This window comes from Aquitalea denitrificans (assembly GCF_009856625.1).
Lineage (GTDB): Bacteria > Pseudomonadota > Gammaproteobacteria > Burkholderiales > Chromobacteriaceae > Aquitalea > Aquitalea denitrificans.
In genome coordinates, this window is sequence record NZ_CP047241.1 from 2,111,334 (window position 1) to 2,128,073 (window position 16,740).

Genomic DNA, 16,740 nt, shown 5'->3' on the forward strand with positions numbered 1-16,740 from the left:
AAAAAAGGCCGCTTATGCGGCCTTTTTTGTACTCAGTTGCAGGGAGTCGATTACTTCCACACCTTCCACCACGGCATTTCTTCCACTTGCCACGGCTGCGCCAGATACTTGCTGTTGGGATAGTTCAGCGCCAGCACGCGCTTGGCATCACCACCCAACTGGGCCATGCCCAGCTTATCGTAGGCAACCGACATCAGCGCCAACGCTTCTTCCGGATACTTGGTGTTGGAGTATTCCTTCACTACGTTCTGCGCGCGATTGGCAGCGGCCAGATAGGCACCGCGCTTCATGTAGTAGCGCGCCACGTGCATTTCGCCACCACCCAGTGCATCCACCAGACGGTTCATCTTTTCCAGCGCATCCGCACTATACTTGCTGTTCGGGAAGCGCGTGGTCAGCTCGCGGAAGGCAAGGAAGGACTCGCGGGCAGCTTTCGGGTCGCGCTCGCTCATGTCCTGGCCGGCCCACTTGGACAACATGCCCTGGTCGTCGTTGTAGTACACCAGGCCCTTCAGGTAATACACATAGTCCACGTTGGCGTGGGCAGGGTGCAGCTTGATGAAACGGTCGGCAGCGGCCACGGCCAGTTCCGGTTCATTATCCTTGTAATGCGTATAGGCCAGGTCCATTTCGGCCTGCTGGGCATAGCGGCCATAGGGGTAGCGCGCTTCCAGCGTTTCGTACAGCTTGACAGCACGGGTATAATTACCGCTGTTCAGTTCATCCCGAGCTTCCGAGTAGAGCTTTTCCACGGTCCAGCCGCGCGTTTCGTCGTAGGTTTCCGTGGTTGCACAACCGGCAAGCCCCATCACCAACATTGCTGCTACAACGTATCTTTTCATGACCGATCCTTACTTTGACTCGGAGGATTATAGCGATATCTCGGAAAACGAGGTATCTGCTCGACAACAGCTGGAGGTTCCGCTCTCTTTGGGTAGCGAACGCCTTGACGCAGCTCTTGCCAAACTCCTCCCCGATTACTCCCGCAGCCGCCTGACCCAATGGATCAAGGATGGCCATGTTCTGGTGGACGGCAAAGTCGTCCCCCCGAAAACCAGACTGCTGGGTGGCGAAAAGCTGGACGTTACCATTGTTCAGTCAAATGAAGAAATGGCTTTCCATCCGGAAGCCATGGATTTGCCCATTGTTTACGAAGATGAACACATCCTGGTGGTCAATAAACCAGCCGGCCTGGTGGTTCATCCAGCCAGCGGCAACTGGACAGGCACCCTGCTCAACGGCCTGCTGCACCACTGCCCCGCCCTGGCCCACGTGCCGCGCGCCGGCATCGTACACCGGCTGGACAAGGACACCAGTGGCCTGATGGTGGTGGCCAAGACCATTCCGGCCCAGACCGAACTGGTGCGCCAGCTGCAAGCCCGTACGGTAAAGCGTATCTACCGTGCCATTGCCGATGGCGTGGTGCCGTTTGATGGCACCATCAGCACCCAGATTGGCCGTGACCCGCACAACCGCCTGAAAATGGCGGTGCTGAAGTTTGGCGGCAAAGCGGCCGTCACCCACGTACGGGTGCTGGAACGCTTTGACAGCCATTCCTATGTCGAGTGCAAGCTGGAAACCGGTCGCACCCACCAGATTCGCGTCCACATGCGCGAGGCACGCCACCCACTGGCCGGCGATGCACTGTACGGCAACCAGCGTCACAAGATGGACGAATACGTGGCCGACGCCGTCAAGGCACTGGCCCGCCAGGCCCTGCACGCCTACAAGCTGGCGCTGGTGCACCCGGGTACCGGTGAGGAGCGCAGCTGGCAGGCACCATTGCCAGACGACTTCATGCACCTGCTCAACACCCTGCGCGGCGAAGGTGGTGAGCGCATGGAGCAGGCATCCGCCATCCAGGAGGAAGACGGCGAAGAGTGGGATGATGAAGATGACGATGACGACGATGGCGACATCGAGGTGATCTATGTCCGTGACTGAACCATCCAGCCACTGGCTGCAGGCTGACTGGCCTGCGCCAGCCAATGTCCTCACCCTCATCACCACGCGCCAGGGCGGCCGCAGCTTGCAGCCCTTCAACAGCTTCAACCTTGGCACCCATGTCGGGGATGATCCCGAGGCTGTTGCCGCCAACCGCGAACTGCTGCGCAGCCAGCTGCCAAACGAACCGGCCTGGCTGAACCAGGTGCATGGCACCCACGTGGTAAATGCCACCGAAGTGGGCGACAGCCTGCTGGATGCCGATGCCAGCTACAGCGTTACGGCTGGCACTGTATGCGTGGTAATGACTGCCGACTGCCTGCCGGTACTGCTGTGCAACGACACGGGCAGCGTAGTCGCCGCCGCCCATGCCGGCTGGCGTGGCCTGTGTGATGGGGTGCTGGAAGCCAGCGTAGCCGCCACCGGGGTAGAACCTTCCAGCCTGATGGCCTGGCTGGGCCCGGCCATTGGCCCGGATGCCTTTGAGGTGGGTGCAGAAGTACGCGCCGCCTTCATGGCAGCCGACCCCGCCGCCGATCAGGCCTTCGATGCCATCGGCGAAGACAAGTATCTGGCCGATATCTATATGCTGGCACGCCAGCGCCTGGCGGCACTGGGTATTGAGCGGGTGTATGGCGGCGACTTCTGTACGGTCATCGACCGTGAACGCTTTTTCTCCTACCGCCGCGACAAGATTACCGGCCGCATGGCCAGCCTGATCTGGCTACAGCCGCAAGGCTAAGCAGTCACGCATCCACGGCAGCCCCCACCCTATGGTGTCGGCTGCCGTTTTTCATGCCGCGGCGGCAACGCAGTCTGTGCAGGCCATGCTGAAAAAGATGAATCGTCATCAATTTTTCATGCCAAAGGCGTAGCGGCTGCGCAACAAGCACCAAACACCAGATATTGTGGCACCCCTGCATCAATACCCAGATGCTTGTCTTTACAGGATTTCTTGCCGGCACCAAAAGCAGGCAGCCCTGCCCCAAAAAATTCCTATGCCGCTGCAAGCCTTATCTGGCGCGGATTTCACATTTTTCACCGCCCTGTCAAGACTTGCTCCGCCGCTCGCAGAACACTAGAATTTGCGTCTTCTGTGCGGTACAAACATATATATTGTGTTTATTCACAAGACACACACAGCTTTTCAACAGACTTGTCCACAGCCCATGTCCAGCCGCCTGCCGGCTGCATCGGCCAAGACGCAAACCACCCAAAGAGGGCTCCATGCAACTGACCACCTTTGAAGGGCAAACCGCCGCCGAACTCGGCCGTGCCGCCGCCCCCCAGGCCGACTTCAGCCACTACAAAACCATTCGCCGCAATGGTGCCGTTGTGGCATTCGAGCCGGTCAAGATCTCCATCGCCATGACCAAGGCATTCCTGGCCGTGATGGGGCATCAAGGCGCCACCTCCGCCAGCATTCGTGACAAGGTTGCCCAGCTGACCGAACTGGTGGTCAACGCCCTGATGCGCCGCAAGCCCGAAGGCGGTGCCATCCATATCGAAGACATCCAGGACCAGGTAGAACTGAGCCTGATGCGCTTTGGCGAACACGACGTGGCCCGCGCCTACGTGCTGTACCGCGAACAACGCTCGCAAGAACGCGCAGCACGCGGCGAAGCGCTGACCCAGATCCAGATCAACGTCATCCGCAAGGATGGCCGCAAGCAGCCGCTGGACATTGCCCGCCTGCGCGCCGGCATTGAATCCGCTGCCCAGGGCCTGGCCGGCATCGATATCGACGCCATCCTGTCCGAAACCCTGAAAAACATTTACGACGGCGTGCCGCTGGACGAAGTGAACAAGTCCGCCATTCTGGCCGCCCGTTCCATGATCGAACAGGACCCGGCCTACGACTACGTCACCGCCCGCCTGCTGATGGACAGCATCCGCCTGGAAATCCTGGATGAATCGGTCAGCCAGGAAGAAATGGCCGAGCGCTATGCGGAATACTTCCCGCAATTCATCAAGAAAGGCATTCAGGCCGAGCTGCTGGACGAACGCCTGGCCGAGTACGACCTGAAAAAACTGGGTGCCGCCCTGGACGCCAAGCGCGACCTGAAATTCGGCTACCTGGGCCTGCAAACCCTGTTTGACCGCTACTTCCTGCACATCGACGGCACCCGCATCGAAATGCCGCAGGCTTTCTACATGCGTGTCGCCATGGGCCTGGCCCTGAACGAAGTGAACCGCGAAGCCCGCGCCATCGAGTTCTACAACGTGCTGTCCAGCTTCGACTTCATGTCATCCACCCCGACGCTGTTCAACTCCGGCACTCGTCGCAGCCAGCTGTCCAGCTGCTACCTGACCACCATTGCCGATGATCTGGACGGCATTTACGAAGGCCTGAAGGAAAACGCCCTGCTGTCCAAGTTTGCTGGCGGCCTGGGTAACGACTGGACGCCGGTGCGCGCCATGGGCTCCCACATCAAGGGCACCAACGGCAAGTCGCAAGGTATTGTTCCCTTCCTGAAAGTGGTGAACGACACCGCCGTGGCCGTCAACCAGGGTGGCAAGCGCAAGGGCGCGGTATGTGCCTACCTGGAAACCTGGCACGCCGACGTGGAAGAGTTCCTGGAACTGCGCAAGAACACCGGTGACGACCGCCGCCGCACCCACGACATGAACACCGCCAACTGGATTCCGGACCTGTTCATGAAACGCGTGATGGAAGGCGCGGAATGGAGCCTGTTCTCGCCGTCGGAAGTACCTGATCTGCACGAACTGTATGGCTCGGCCTTCGAAAAGCGCTACCAGCACTACGAAGCCATGGGCGAACGTGGCGAAATGAAGGTGTACAAACGCATCCCGGCCCTCAGTCTGTGGCGCAAGATGCTGACCATGCTGTTTGAAACCGGCCACCCGTGGGTTACTTTCAAGGACCCGTGCAATATCCGCAGCCCGCAGCAGCACATGGGCGTGGTACACAGCTCCAACCTGTGCACCGAAATCACCCTGAACACCAACGACGACGAAATCGCGGTGTGTAACCTGGGTTCGGTCAACCTGGCCGCCCACATGGGTGCCGATGGCAAACTGGACGCCGAGAAGCTGCAACGCACCATCCGCATCGCCCTGCGCATGCTGGACAACGTGATCGACATCAACTTCTACCCGGTGAAGAAGGCACGCAATTCCAACCTGAAGCACCGTCCGGTAGGCATGGGCATCATGGGCTTCCAGGACTGCCTGCACATGAAGCGCGTACCGTACGCCTCGCAGGAAGCCGTTGAATTTGCCGACGAATCCATGGAAATGGTGGCCTACTACGCCTACTGGGCAGGCACCGAACTGGCCGAAGAACGTGGCCGCTACCCGTCGTACAAGGGCAGCCTGTGGGACCGTGGCCTGCTGCCGCAAGACAGCATCAACCTGCTGGCAGCCGAACGCGGCGGCTATCTGGAAATGGACCGCACCGAGCGCCTGGACTGGAACGCCCTGCGTGAACGCATCAAGCAACACGGCATGCGCAACTCCAACACCCTGGCCATCGCCCCGACCGCAACCATCGCCAACATCATTGGCGTGTCTGCCAGCATCGAGCCGACCTACCAGAACTTGTTTGTGAAATCCAACCTGTCCGGCGAATTCACCGTCACCAACGAATACCTGGTGCGCGACCTGAAAAAAGCCGGCCTGTGGGACGAAGTGATGGTAGCCGACCTCAAGTACTTCGACGGCAGCCTGGGCCGCATCGACCGCATCCCGGCCGAGCTGAAAGCCATTTACGCCACCGCTTTCGAAATCGACCCGAAATGGCTGGTGGAAGCGGCATCGCGCCGTCAGAAATGGATTGACCAGGCGCAGTCGCTCAACCTGTACATGGCCGGCGCATCCGGCAAGAAACTGGACGACCTGTACAAGCTGGCGTGGATTCGCGGTGTGAAAACCACCTACTACCTGCGCACCCTGGCAGCCTCCAGTGCCGAAAAATCCACTGGCAAGGGCGGCGAGCTGAACGCAGTAGCCAGCGGCCTGAACCCGGCTTACAACGCTGCCGCCGAACAAAGCGCCCCGGCAGCCGAGGTGGACAACACCCCGGCCACCGACGCCAAGTTCTGCAGCATTGACAACCCTGATTGCGAGGCTTGCCAGTAAGGCAAGCAGAGCAATCAGTGGTTGGTGCGAAGCAACAACCCGGACCCCTGTCGTGTCACGACAGGGCAGCTTGAAAAGCTGGTGAAGCCTGCCAGCAAGCAGGCAAGACAACTGCACCAAGCTGACCGCTCACCCGGTCAGCCCATTTCCAAACCGCTTGCCCGCAGGCGGTTTCCGAATGGGGAAGTGTAAAAGCAAACAAGATGGCAGCCCGCCAAGGCCAGCCATCATCTGAACCAGGCCCACAAGGCGCAAACAATCAGAGATGCCCATGACACTTCAGGAATTTTTCAACCGTTACAGCCAGGCCTACTCCGCCCTGGATGCGCGTGCGGTCTACGCCATGTTTACCCGTCCATTTACTGCGGTACACCATGGCCAGATCGCCACCTTCGGCAGCAATGAAACCGAAGCGCTCTACCAGGCCACCGTAGGCATTCTGGAGTATTACCGCGCCCAGGGCGTAAGCAGCGCCAGTTGCCGCATCACTGACGTACTGCCCTTTGGCAGCGAACTGGCCACCGTCAAGGTGCGCTGGACAGCACAGCGACAGCAGGCCGAGCCGTGGATATTTTCCACCGCCTACCACCTGATACGGGAAAACGGCGAATGGCGCATTTACGGCCTGGCGCAATTTGAAGAACACGGGCATCCGGCCCAATAACCGGACAGGCTTCTCAAGCCGGTTGACCACAGCCGGCTTCGGAAGCAAACCGCAACAGCAACGGGGAGACCGGCATGAGCACCACCCTATTCTGCACCGCCAGCCGTGCAGCGCAGCACCCGGAGCAAGACCGCTTTCGCAAGCTGGGCCTGGTGCTGGTAGACCTGCCGCAGCCACTGCGCGATACACCGGCCACTCCCCGCACTGCCATCCGCATCATGCACCAGAGCGCCATGCTGCTGGAACAACCCCCATGCCAGCCCGCCGCCGAAACCAGCATGCACAGCATGCCGGGCGCGGGCCAAACCATCCAGCTGACCACCCCCATGGGCGTGGCCGGCAAATAAACACGGAGAATCCAATACATGTTGAGCTTTGACGACACCCCGGTACAAAAACCGGCCGTAGCCCCTACCGACAGCAACAGCGCAGGCCGCGTCAACGCCGTGGACAAGAAAGTCATCAACGGCACCACCGACGTCAACCAGCTGGTCCCGTTCAAACACAAATGGGCCTGGGAAAAATACCTGGCCCAATGTGCCAACCACTGGATGCCGCAAGAAGTGAACATGCAGCGTGACATCGAACAATGGAAAACCGGCCAGCTGTCCGAAGACGAAATGCGCATCGTCAAGCGCAACCTGGGTTTCTTCGTTACCGCCGACAGCCTGGCCGCCAACAACATCGTGCTGGGCACCTACCGCCAGATCACCAGCCCGGAATGCCGCCAATACCTGCTGCGTCAGGCCTTTGACGAAGCCATCCACACCCACGCCTACCAGTACATCGTGGAAAGCCTGGGCCTGGACGAAGGTGAAGTGTTCAACGCCTACAACGAAATCAAATCCATCCGTGACAAGGACGAATTCCTGATTCCGTTCATCGACGTACTGTGCGACCCCGCCTTCAAGACCGGCACCCTGGAAAACGACCAGAAGCTGCTGCGCTCGCTGATCGTGTTTGCCTGCATCATGGAAGGCCTGTTCTTCTACGTCGGCTTCGTGCAAATCCTGGCACTGGGCCGTCAGAACAAGATGACCGGCGCTGCCGAGCAATACCAGTACATCCTGCGTGACGAATCCAGCCACTGCAATTTCGGTATCGACCTGATCAACACCATCAAGCTGGAAAACCCGCAGCTGTGGACCGAAAGCTTCAAAGCCGAGATCGTCGAGCTGTTCAAACAGGCCGTGGAACTGGAGTACGCCTACGCCGAAGACACCATGCCGCGTGGCGTGCTGGGCCTTAACGCCAGCATGTTCAAGGAATACCTGCGCTTTATTGCCAATCGTCGCATGCAGCAGATTGGCCTGGACCAGTTGTTCCCGGGTGTGAACAACCCATTCCCGTGGATGAGCGAGATGATTGACTTGAAGAAGGAGAAGAACTTCTTTGAGACCCGCGTGACGGAGTATCAGACTGGCGGGGCGTTGAGCTGGGATTGATATTCAAAAAATAGGGCGCGAAGCGCTCTATTTTTTTATCTCACAAAATGACATCAAGCTATAGGATAGCAAAATGCCACTCAAAAAGAATCAAGAGACAATTTCGACGCTATTTGCAGAGAGAAAAAAATTTGTCCTTATCGGGCTAACTGGCAGAACCGGATCAGGATGCACTACAGCAGCAAATATTCTTGAGTCAGCACCCACATTCCCAACTGTTAGCTCAATAAATATTGGCAATACTCCATTTTACCAAGGGAATGATGTATTGCGTTACAACATTCTTCGGGAATATGCATTAAAAAACTTCAAAAAATTCTACTCAATAAAAGTTAGCGACTTAATATCCGCATACTTACTTTCTACAGATGCAGAGGAAGTCGCAAACTTCATAAGCAAGTCTTGTACTCCTCCAGTCCCCATAGAAAAAATAAGTGAAATTTTAAAAAATGGAGAATTTAGCAGGGGGAATATTAAAAAATACCGCCAATCGTTTGAAAAAATAATTGATCACAGCACCAAATTCACTATGACAGATAGTGAAAAAAGTAAATTCAACCTCATTCTGAAAATGGTTAGAGTATTTACCGCCAAATTCAAGATGGAACTCAATAAAATCAACCCAGATCTATACATATACACCTACCAGGCCGCCGGAAATTCCATTAGGAAAATTGGAAAAATTAGCAGCAACTATCAAGAAATGGAATTTATCCCAGAATCAATATTTCATTTACCAGAAACCATAAACAGAATAATAAAATTAATTCGAAAAATAAATGACCATGTCTTTATTGTTATTGATGCCATAAGAAATCCATTTGAGGCAAGATTTTTCAAGGACAGATATTCAGCATTCTATCTTGTATCAGTAAATGCCCCGGACGATGATAGAAAATCTTACTTACAAGATGTGCACAAATTTAGCGTTGACAAATTTGATGAAATAGAGCTCAGAGAATCTGGAAAAACGAAAATTAGCCATGCAGATTTTATCAGTCAAAATGTTAAAAAATGCATTGAAATGGCAGACATTCATATATTCAATCCCAGAAATGAGCTAGGAAACAATAACGTACTTAAAGCACAGTTAGCATGGTACTTTTCGCTCATGCTGCATCCGGGCTTGGTAACACCACGAACGATAGAACGAGTAATGCAAGTTGCATACACAGCCAAGTCAAACTCAGGATGTATATCAAGACAAGTTGGCGCAGTCATAACAGACCACGAAAACTCGACAAAAGCAATTGGCTGGAATGACGTTGCGAAAGGGCAAGTATCATGCAATCTAAGATCTTTTGAAGGATTAATGAATAGCTTTGATGAAATTACCTACAGTAAATACGAGAGAAACTCATCCGAGTTTAGAAATGCAGCACAGAAAAGATACACTGAAATCTCAAGCATAGATAAAGATAGCGGAAGAAATCACTCATACTGCTTTAAGGATATTAAAAATGAAATGGATAAAAAAGGCAACCAAGTACACACAAGGGCGCTCCATGCCGAAGAAAACGCATTTTTGCAACTAACAAAGCATGGCGGCATGGGAATACAGGGAGGGAAGTTATATACAACTGCAAGCCCATGTGAACTCTGCGCCAAAAAGGCTTATCAACTTGGGATTGAAGAAATTATTTATATCGACCCATATCCAGGAATTGCTCAGGATCATATTTTATCAATTGGCAGCAAACAACCCCAACTTATTCAATTTACAGGGGCAGTTGGTAAGGGATTTCATCAACTATACGAACCAATTCTCCCTTACAAAGACGAATTAGATTACATAACGAGTGACAATTAATTATAAATCGGCATTCTATCCATATAATAAATTCCTTACAAAAGCTAAACTTCGCGGGTCTCGCCCCGCCGGCGAGGTACTTTACTTTTGCTTCGCCAAAAGAAAGTACCCAAAGAAAAGGCGACCCGCAGCGCGTCGAATTCCCGCCCCAGCCGCACCGCCCAGGGCGCGGCCGGAACTTGCGGCGCGCTAACGTCGCGCCGCTGCAAACAGCCGACCGCTTAAGACCCTGAGCGGCACATCTGAGTCGGCTCGCGCTGACGGGAGCGGTCATTGTCCGCAAAGGTTCTAATAAAGCGCAGATTAAAAATATCTTTCTGAAACTTATTACTTAATAGAGTCTAAATATCGTGCAGCCCGTGGAAGATAAAAAAATAACCGAAATAGAGGAATTCAATTCACTACCACTAAAAGATAGAATTGACATCAAAGCAAAGAGAATACAAATAATATTTCAGTCGCTATTAATTATAGGGATAGCACTAACCACAATCGGCACTTGGCTGCTGATGAAATTTGGAATGGCAACTGGAATTCCAATCAATATAACCGGCGAATCTGCTGGAGTATTAGGAACAATCGCCCTTTTAGGCGCAGGACTTCTAGGTGTTGGCATCTTAGTACCACATCAGATGCTATCAGACAAAGAAGTAAGATCTTTTATTTCCCAAGAAAAAAATAAATTATTTATCATTTGGTATCACATACTACCTTCCACGATTATTCTGGGCGCCACAATTCATGCACTAGCCAGAAATGCAGAGAATTTTTTCATAACCCAACTCTCTGTCTTTGCTGCAACAACAGCACTTGCACTTATTCATTTCTATTTCAGCGGGGATGAAAAAAATAAAAACGCAAGCACGGCCCTATTCTTGGCAATGGTATTAAACTTCGCATCATTTTATTTTGTAATAACAAACGCACTCGCAATTAGAAGCATTTACGATCTAAAAATAAATGACGATACTGACTGGATAATTTTTATTTGTTGCATTCAGGCTGCAATGTCACTAATGGCAGTCATTGTATTCTACGATGCCAGGAAAAATACGAACGGGGTGATGAGCATCTCTTTGTTTACGTTTATTTGCGTGGTATGCCTTGCTCTTATACTGCAAGGTGAACGGCTCGGTGCGGTTTCACTCATTGCAAACGGCAACGGCGGTGGAATTACCAAGAAATTTCAAATTGATCCAATTTTATTCAAAGACAAAAACTACCTGAAAAACATTTCAGCAATCGAAGAAAATAATACTGTGGTATTGTGCTATTGGTACGCAAATAGTGACGCATGGTACGTTTCAATTCCACAATCAAAATCTGTAAAAGTATGCTCACTTGACGAAAATTTAAAGCATCAAAACGGAATTACTCGCATACCTAAAAAATATATGGACATGCAATAGCAGATAATAAGCTTTTAAGTTATTGGCCAGACAATTCCTCTTTACCCATCCGTCTAGCGGAAGCGGCGTATAGGCAGTCATTTACGCAGAAATGTACGTCGCTAAAAATCATCGGAAACCACCGCACCGACGCCACCCTTGGCCCCGTCAAGCATGCCGACAGGTGGCCGGGGCGAGGTCTTAAGCGCCTGCAATGTCTGAGCGATTTGACGTTAGCAAATCGCGAGTTCAGGCGCGCCTCGCCCCGGACGGGACCTGTCGGGCAACCGCAGGTCATGCTTGCCGGGTGGCCTTTGGGGTTGGAAGGGGCCTTTGGCCAGGCAAAGGCCCCTTCCCCGCCGCCCCGCGGACGCGGCAACACAAAACATCATCCGCACAGCGGATTTCTACCTTGTACTTTCGATTTTCCAAATCAAGCCCACCAAAAGTAGATTGTCTGTGCTAGTAGCGTGATCAGTACGGAACGTCACAAGACCCCAGTTCAAACAATCCTTCCGATCCTTATCCAGAAAACGATGGAAATACCATCAGTTGTTTCCACCGCGACAAAGCATTCAAGTTAGTCCGCATCTTCCATATCACCGATATCGTTTCTTAAACAACATTTTCCACAGCCTCAGACAAGCCTTACTAAACCAACAAAGCAGTCTCGTTATCACGACTAGAGAAATGAGCAACGCCGACCAGGCTACACCTATGGTCAATTGCAATGCCCCTCAAGGCCGGGCACCGTATGCCGCATTACCAATAAAGTGCTAGGAGCTCCTCATGCTGATTAGTCCACCACGATTAAATATTCCTCAAGGTGAAAATGAGAGTTACGAGGAATGGTTAAACCATTTCATGCCATCTACAGCACGAGGAGGATTTCCAATAGGTTCGTATGGGCAATGGCATCTTGGATTACATCTAACCAATATCGTTGGCAGTAGCCGTACAGGCGAAATTGACATTTACGCGATTGCTGATGGAATCGTCATGATCAGCCAAAATAGTGGTGACATTCAACCTGATGTTAATAAAGATGCTGAACCTGGAGCTACGTACAGAAGAGTTAATTCTCGCGGAGTAGTTGTGTTGCGTCACGAGACTGAAATCGGCGAGGGAGACGAAGGTAAAATTGTTTACTACTCTGTATATCATCACCTTGGAATAATATCTGAAAAAGCGCAAAAATTAGGAATGCCAATTTATAGAAAAGAGTTGATAGGCTATCCCGGAAGGGTTGGCGCTCAACCAGGCATACACATGGAAATATTTTGCACAGAAACCAACTTAAAGAAGATAACTGGCAGAATCAGTGGCGACCTGGATTATAGAAACAAAAATGGCCGCATGAATATAATATATGGAGATGTGCACTTCTACATTCCGGCAAAGACTAATGCATATACATTTACAAATGACATTCCTCCTCTGGACAAAGCCCAACCAACATCCGGTGGAGTTCAAATTGGAGTTGAACTGTTTTTAACCATGTGTTTTGCAAAGGGGCAGGTTGAATTGCATACACGCATCAAAGTAAATAATGAGTATATAGAAATATTACCAGTAGCAGACAGAAGAGCTTCGGGGAGGCCGCCCGCCAATACAATCACAAATTATTCATTTGGCTACCATGATTACGAATATGACATGTACCTCCTAGTTAGAGAGCTACAAAGAAAGCACCCTGAAAATGCATGCAGCAGCATCTACGAATTATTACGATTTGGTCGTGTTATTAACAAAGAGAATGAAGCAAATATATCAGTCAATGTTCCACATTGGCACTTGATAACCATGCCGGACAAAAGTCAAAAATGGGTGAACTTGCACCAAGCAGATATCAAGGTTTTCAGTGATGGTGACTTCCCGCAATGGATGGGATGGAAATTTATCGACGGAACAAAGGATGCAACAAGCCAATGTACAAACCCAGAAATTATGAGCATATTGCAAAAAGATGGACAGATTATTAGTAAAAATTCCATTGCAGAAAAATTAACGAATAGTGAAGTGAACAAGAAGTTTTCAAAAATGATATGCAAGAGACACAGTGAGTGGAATGAAAATCATATAATGAAGATGGAACACTGGCGGATCATAAAATCAACAACCAATCCAGAACCAATGACAGCCAATGAATATAATGGAAATTTCAAGTCAGACTCATTAAAACTTTGCTTCTGGAGAACATTGATAGATAGAAACAATACAATCATCCCCTCAGTCGGACTATGCAGTTTCAAAATAAAATCAGAAGATGTTATCACTAAAAAATATAAACACAGCAATGGCCAGCTTAATGAGGCAGGCCAAAAACTGGCTGCATCCATAGAAAGTATAAATACTGAAATCAAGAATTACGCTAAAGGATACAGCATGCTACTTGGAGAGGAGCTATTCTTCTTCAATCCTGCTTCATTTATTGCGCATTTCCATAAAAATACATGGCTATCCAATCATGAATTAGCACAGCTGATACCCAGAGTTTACTACTCATACAATGCGAGCAATGAAAGCAAAGGACTTTTAAACTATTCAACTCCACTTCATCGAATCTGCCACATTTTAAATAGAAACCATGCTTTCAATAAAATGGTAAGAAAGTATGGCTTGGTAGAGCGCGTCAGATTTAGCCATTTATTGGCACAAGAACTTACAGAAATGTTCATGGCATCAACAACTGAAGAAATTGGAAGAGGCCGCCAACAATTGAAAAATGGCAACTTGGTATGGCCACAACCCGCAATGGAATATTATCAGTCATTTTACGGTCGCGGGCATATGCAGCTTACATGGCCTGGCAATTATGAAAAGTACGGAAACTATAGATCCAAGAAAAATTTACCAGACAATACGAAAGGCATTTACGCCGATGAAAGAATAACAACATCCAGCACCCACTATTGGGGCAATCCAAAAGATGAAGAAAGAAGAACCAACAAGAAAGCAATACCAAAACAGTGGTACCCGCGATACGACCCAGCCCAGTTAGTGGAAATTCCTTACAACAGCGCTGATAGCGGAGGGTGGTATTGGGTTTCAAAGACAATAAATGGAAAAACTGGGCAGATCAATATATCACGCCATGCGGACAGAGGGCTATCGAGTGATGCAGTTGGCCGTGTTTCTGTAATGATAAATGGTGGTGGAAATGGATATTTTGACAGGCAAGGCTTCGCTACTTTTCTTGCGAACTTCTTGCTTAACGGCAGACTGGCTGATAGAAACATTATTAAACACATAACGAGAAATAGTGGAAAAAATCTGATTACAAAATCAATTACCGTTGATTTTTCTCCACAAAGGAATGAAAAATGAACCACTTCATAAAAGTCAGTGTGATTTTTTTTGCCATGCTGAGCAATCCTAACCATGCCAAAACAATCAAAGTCACCCAAAATCCTATCAAAAATCCTTACAAATCTTTTGAAGAAAAATTGCCAACAGGCTGGAGTTCAGATTTCCTGATCCGAACAATAGCGCCCCGAAAGGGCAAATCAGCATTTGTTGGTGCAGCCATCAAGCCGTGGCCAGGGGAAAATGGAAAATTCATTGTTGCACTTTGCACCACAAAGGATGGTATTTCAAGGCATCAACTTAATCTTCCGGCAGATGGCTGCTCAAACGAAAGCTCGGAACTCTATCTTGGTGTTTTTGGACTGGAAATAACACAAAAACGGTCATCGTATATTTTATTAGCAAAAACCGAGATGCCAATTACTGATAGCGTAGACTGGACTGCATCCAACATAGACGGCAATGATGCAGACTGCCTGAGTAACTTCAAGGCATGCAACAAAGGCAGTTCATTTCCTCAAGTGTGGACATATATTGACAATACGCCCTATCGTATCAATAAAGAAAATCCAACATTTGGCATTACTGGCGAGTGGCGAAACAGTTTTGCTGGCAGTGGTAGCAGCACTTCATCTGCACTGTATTTGATTTCCCTGTTTGATAACAAACTGAAAGTCGTCTTTTCGGCCCCGATGAGTTATTTCAAATCGATTGAAGGCGAATGGAACAGCAAGCATACAAAACAAATGATTGAAGAAACCTCTGCCAAAAACTATCTGATCATTTCAAACAAAGAAACACATGGCTATAAAAACATACTGCTACGCGAAAAAAATGGAACATGGCACAGAACTTATCATTGGGATAAAGAAAAGAAAGTCTATATTGGCAATAGTTTATGACTGACTGATTGATGAAAATAACGTCATCAGCAAAAGTGTCGCTAGCCCATCACTATCAAACACCACCGCACTGTCGCCACCCTTGGCCCCGTCAAGCATGCCGACGGGTGGCCGGGGCGAGGTGTTAAGCGCCTGCAATGTTTGAGCGATTTGACGTTAGCAAATCGCGAGTTCAGGCGCGCCTCGCCCCGGTCGGGCCCTGTCGGGTAGCCGCAGGCCATGCTTGTGGGGTGGCCTTTGGGGTTGGAAGGGGCCTTTGGCCAAGCAAAGGCCCCTTCCCCGCCGCCGCGCGGACGCGGCAACACAAAACATCATCCGCGCAGCGGATTCCCGCTTAGGGCTGAACCATTGGTCAATCCCATTCGCACAACCATCTATTGCCGCAGTGGATATTGACCGCTAGCCTCCAAGACTTGCGTTAAACAACGCATCGGGTTTGGCGACCCATCACCAGCAAGAACCAAGTAAGCAACCTATTAACTTGCGTCTATTGCACGTGAAGGATATCGCCATGACCGAAACCAAGCTGCACCCCCCTCCCCTTACCCTGTCCTACCTCGGCAAACCCATCCGCCTGCACCTCCACCCCCACACCTGCTGCCTGCACGGCGACGATATTCTCCAGCTATTCGGCCCACGCCTGCGCCATCGCCTGCAACAACACCCCTGCCGCCAGCATCCACAGCACGACAGCTCGCAACAGTACTGGCCGGAAAATACTCTGCAACAAGTACTGCGCCAAATCCACCGCCCCGCTGCACAACGCCTGCGCCACTGGCTGAACCGCCAAATCCGCCCCGCCCTGCATCAGCGCCCAAGCGACGCCCCACGCCACGACCAGGCATTGGCCATGGCCGCAGAGGCCGGACAGCAGATCAGCCATGCGGTATTACGTGCGGTACTGGAACAGGGACAAGGCTGGCAGCATGGCCATTGGCTGCTGACGCTGCGCTTCACCCCCAACCACGCCAGCCGCCATGCACATGGCCGACTGGTGGCGCTCAACAGCCAGGCCACGCCCTTGCAGGCTTTGGCCCAGCAGCAATGCCGAGCTGCTGCGGCTGGCGGAGGCCTGCCATCAGCTATTGGCCAGACGGATGAACAAACAGGCGTGGCGGGCGGAGGCAGAGACCCGCTGACTGAGGCATAGCTGCTGGCCATGACCAGCATCCGTAGAGAA

The 16,740-nt window shown here is 51.2% G+C and carries 12 protein-coding genes; 11 read left to right on the forward strand and 1 reads right to left on the reverse strand.

The annotated features are described in order from the left end of the window. Positions 1-50 precede the first annotated feature (50 nt). Complete coding sequence (locus GSR16_RS09510; RefSeq protein WP_159876798.1) at positions 51-842, reverse strand: outer membrane protein assembly factor BamD; 792 nt, start codon at positions 840-842, stop codon at positions 51-53. Between GSR16_RS09510 and rluD the strand changes: the two genes are divergently transcribed. The 11 genes from rluD to GSR16_RS09565 all read left to right on the forward strand — a co-directional run bounded on the left by rluD (position 841) and on the right by GSR16_RS09565 (position 16,710). After that, positions 841-1,944 (forward strand): 23S rRNA pseudouridine(1911/1915/1917) synthase RluD, encoded by a 1,104-nt coding sequence (rluD, locus tag GSR16_RS09515; protein ID WP_159876800.1) that lies wholly within the window; start codon positions 841-843, stop codon positions 1,942-1,944. The genes GSR16_RS09510 and rluD overlap by 2 nt on opposite strands. Beyond that, positions 1,931-2,686, forward strand: a complete 756-nt coding sequence (gene pgeF, locus GSR16_RS09520; RefSeq protein ID WP_159876802.1) for a peptidoglycan editing factor PgeF — start codon at positions 1,931-1,933, stop codon at positions 2,684-2,686. Before rluD ends, pgeF begins: the two co-directional genes overlap by 14 nt. Positions 2,687-3,171: 485 nt before the next feature. Then, the gene (locus GSR16_RS09525) at positions 3,172-6,045 is read left to right on the forward strand and encodes a ribonucleoside-diphosphate reductase subunit alpha (protein ID WP_159876804.1); all 2,874 of its coding nucleotides are present in this window, start codon (positions 3,172-3,174) and stop codon (positions 6,043-6,045) included. 271 nt (positions 6,046-6,316) lie between these two features. Next, complete coding sequence (locus GSR16_RS09530) at positions 6,317-6,709, forward strand: hypothetical protein (RefSeq protein ID WP_159876806.1); 393 nt, start codon at positions 6,317-6,319, stop codon at positions 6,707-6,709. Positions 6,710-6,783: 74 nt separating this feature from the next. Next, positions 6,784-7,056, forward strand: a complete 273-nt coding sequence (locus GSR16_RS09535) for a hypothetical protein (RefSeq protein WP_159876808.1) — start codon at positions 6,784-6,786, stop codon at positions 7,054-7,056. An 18-nt stretch (positions 7,057-7,074) separates the two neighbouring features. Next, the gene (locus tag GSR16_RS09540; protein ID WP_159876810.1) at positions 7,075-8,154 is read left to right on the forward strand and encodes a ribonucleotide-diphosphate reductase subunit beta; all 1,080 of its coding nucleotides are present in this window, start codon (positions 7,075-7,077) and stop codon (positions 8,152-8,154) included. A gap of 73 nt (positions 8,155-8,227) precedes the next feature. Beyond that, on the forward strand, positions 8,228-9,964 hold the full coding sequence (locus GSR16_RS09545) for an anti-phage dCTP deaminase (protein ID WP_159876811.1): 1,737 nt from the start codon (positions 8,228-8,230) through the stop codon (positions 9,962-9,964). Between the two features lie 359 nt (positions 9,965-10,323). Continuing rightward, positions 10,324-11,373 carry a hypothetical protein gene (locus GSR16_RS09550; protein WP_159876813.1) on the forward strand — a complete coding sequence of 350 codons (1,050 nt, stop codon included), beginning with the start codon at positions 10,324-10,326 and terminating at the stop codon, positions 11,371-11,373. 768 nt (positions 11,374-12,141) lie between these two features. Continuing rightward, a complete protein-coding gene (locus tag GSR16_RS09555) occupies positions 12,142-14,679 on the forward strand; it encodes a hypothetical protein (protein ID WP_159876815.1) in 2,538 nt (845 codons plus the stop codon). Beyond that, positions 14,676-15,560, forward strand: a complete 885-nt coding sequence (locus GSR16_RS09560) for a hypothetical protein (RefSeq protein ID WP_159876817.1) — start codon at positions 14,676-14,678, stop codon at positions 15,558-15,560. The genes GSR16_RS09555 and GSR16_RS09560 overlap by 4 nt, the downstream gene beginning before the upstream one ends. 511 nt (positions 15,561-16,071) lie before the next feature. Beyond that, positions 16,072-16,710: a hypothetical protein gene (locus GSR16_RS09565; RefSeq protein WP_159876819.1), complete on the forward strand. Its 639-nt coding sequence runs from the start codon at positions 16,072-16,074 to the stop codon at positions 16,708-16,710. Positions 16,711-16,740: the final 30 nt, after the last annotated feature.

What these genes read in the sequence shown, in the direction of transcription:
- rluD (WP_159876800.1), top strand. Translation starts at nt 841, where the DNA reads ATGACCGATCCTTACTTTGACTCGGAGGATTATAGCGATATCTCGGAA.
- GSR16_RS09510 (WP_159876798.1), bottom strand. Translation starts at nt 842, where the DNA reads ATGAAAAGATACGTTGTAGCAGCAATGTTGGTGATGGGGCTTGCCGGT.
- pgeF (WP_159876802.1), top strand. Translation starts at nt 1,931, where the DNA reads ATGTCCGTGACTGAACCATCCAGCCACTGGCTGCAGGCTGACTGGCCT.
- GSR16_RS09525 (WP_159876804.1), top strand. Translation starts at nt 3,172, where the DNA reads ATGCAACTGACCACCTTTGAAGGGCAAACCGCCGCCGAACTCGGCCGT.
- GSR16_RS09530 (WP_159876806.1), top strand. Translation starts at nt 6,317, where the DNA reads ATGACACTTCAGGAATTTTTCAACCGTTACAGCCAGGCCTACTCCGCC.
- GSR16_RS09535 (WP_159876808.1), top strand. Translation starts at nt 6,784, where the DNA reads ATGAGCACCACCCTATTCTGCACCGCCAGCCGTGCAGCGCAGCACCCG.
- GSR16_RS09540 (WP_159876810.1), top strand. Translation starts at nt 7,075, where the DNA reads ATGTTGAGCTTTGACGACACCCCGGTACAAAAACCGGCCGTAGCCCCT.
- GSR16_RS09545 (WP_159876811.1), top strand. Translation starts at nt 8,228, where the DNA reads ATGCCACTCAAAAAGAATCAAGAGACAATTTCGACGCTATTTGCAGAG.
- GSR16_RS09555 (WP_159876815.1), top strand. Translation starts at nt 12,142, where the DNA reads ATGCTGATTAGTCCACCACGATTAAATATTCCTCAAGGTGAAAATGAG.
- GSR16_RS09560 (WP_159876817.1), top strand. Translation starts at nt 14,676, where the DNA reads ATGAACCACTTCATAAAAGTCAGTGTGATTTTTTTTGCCATGCTGAGC.
- GSR16_RS09565 (WP_159876819.1), top strand. Translation starts at nt 16,072, where the DNA reads ATGACCGAAACCAAGCTGCACCCCCCTCCCCTTACCCTGTCCTACCTC.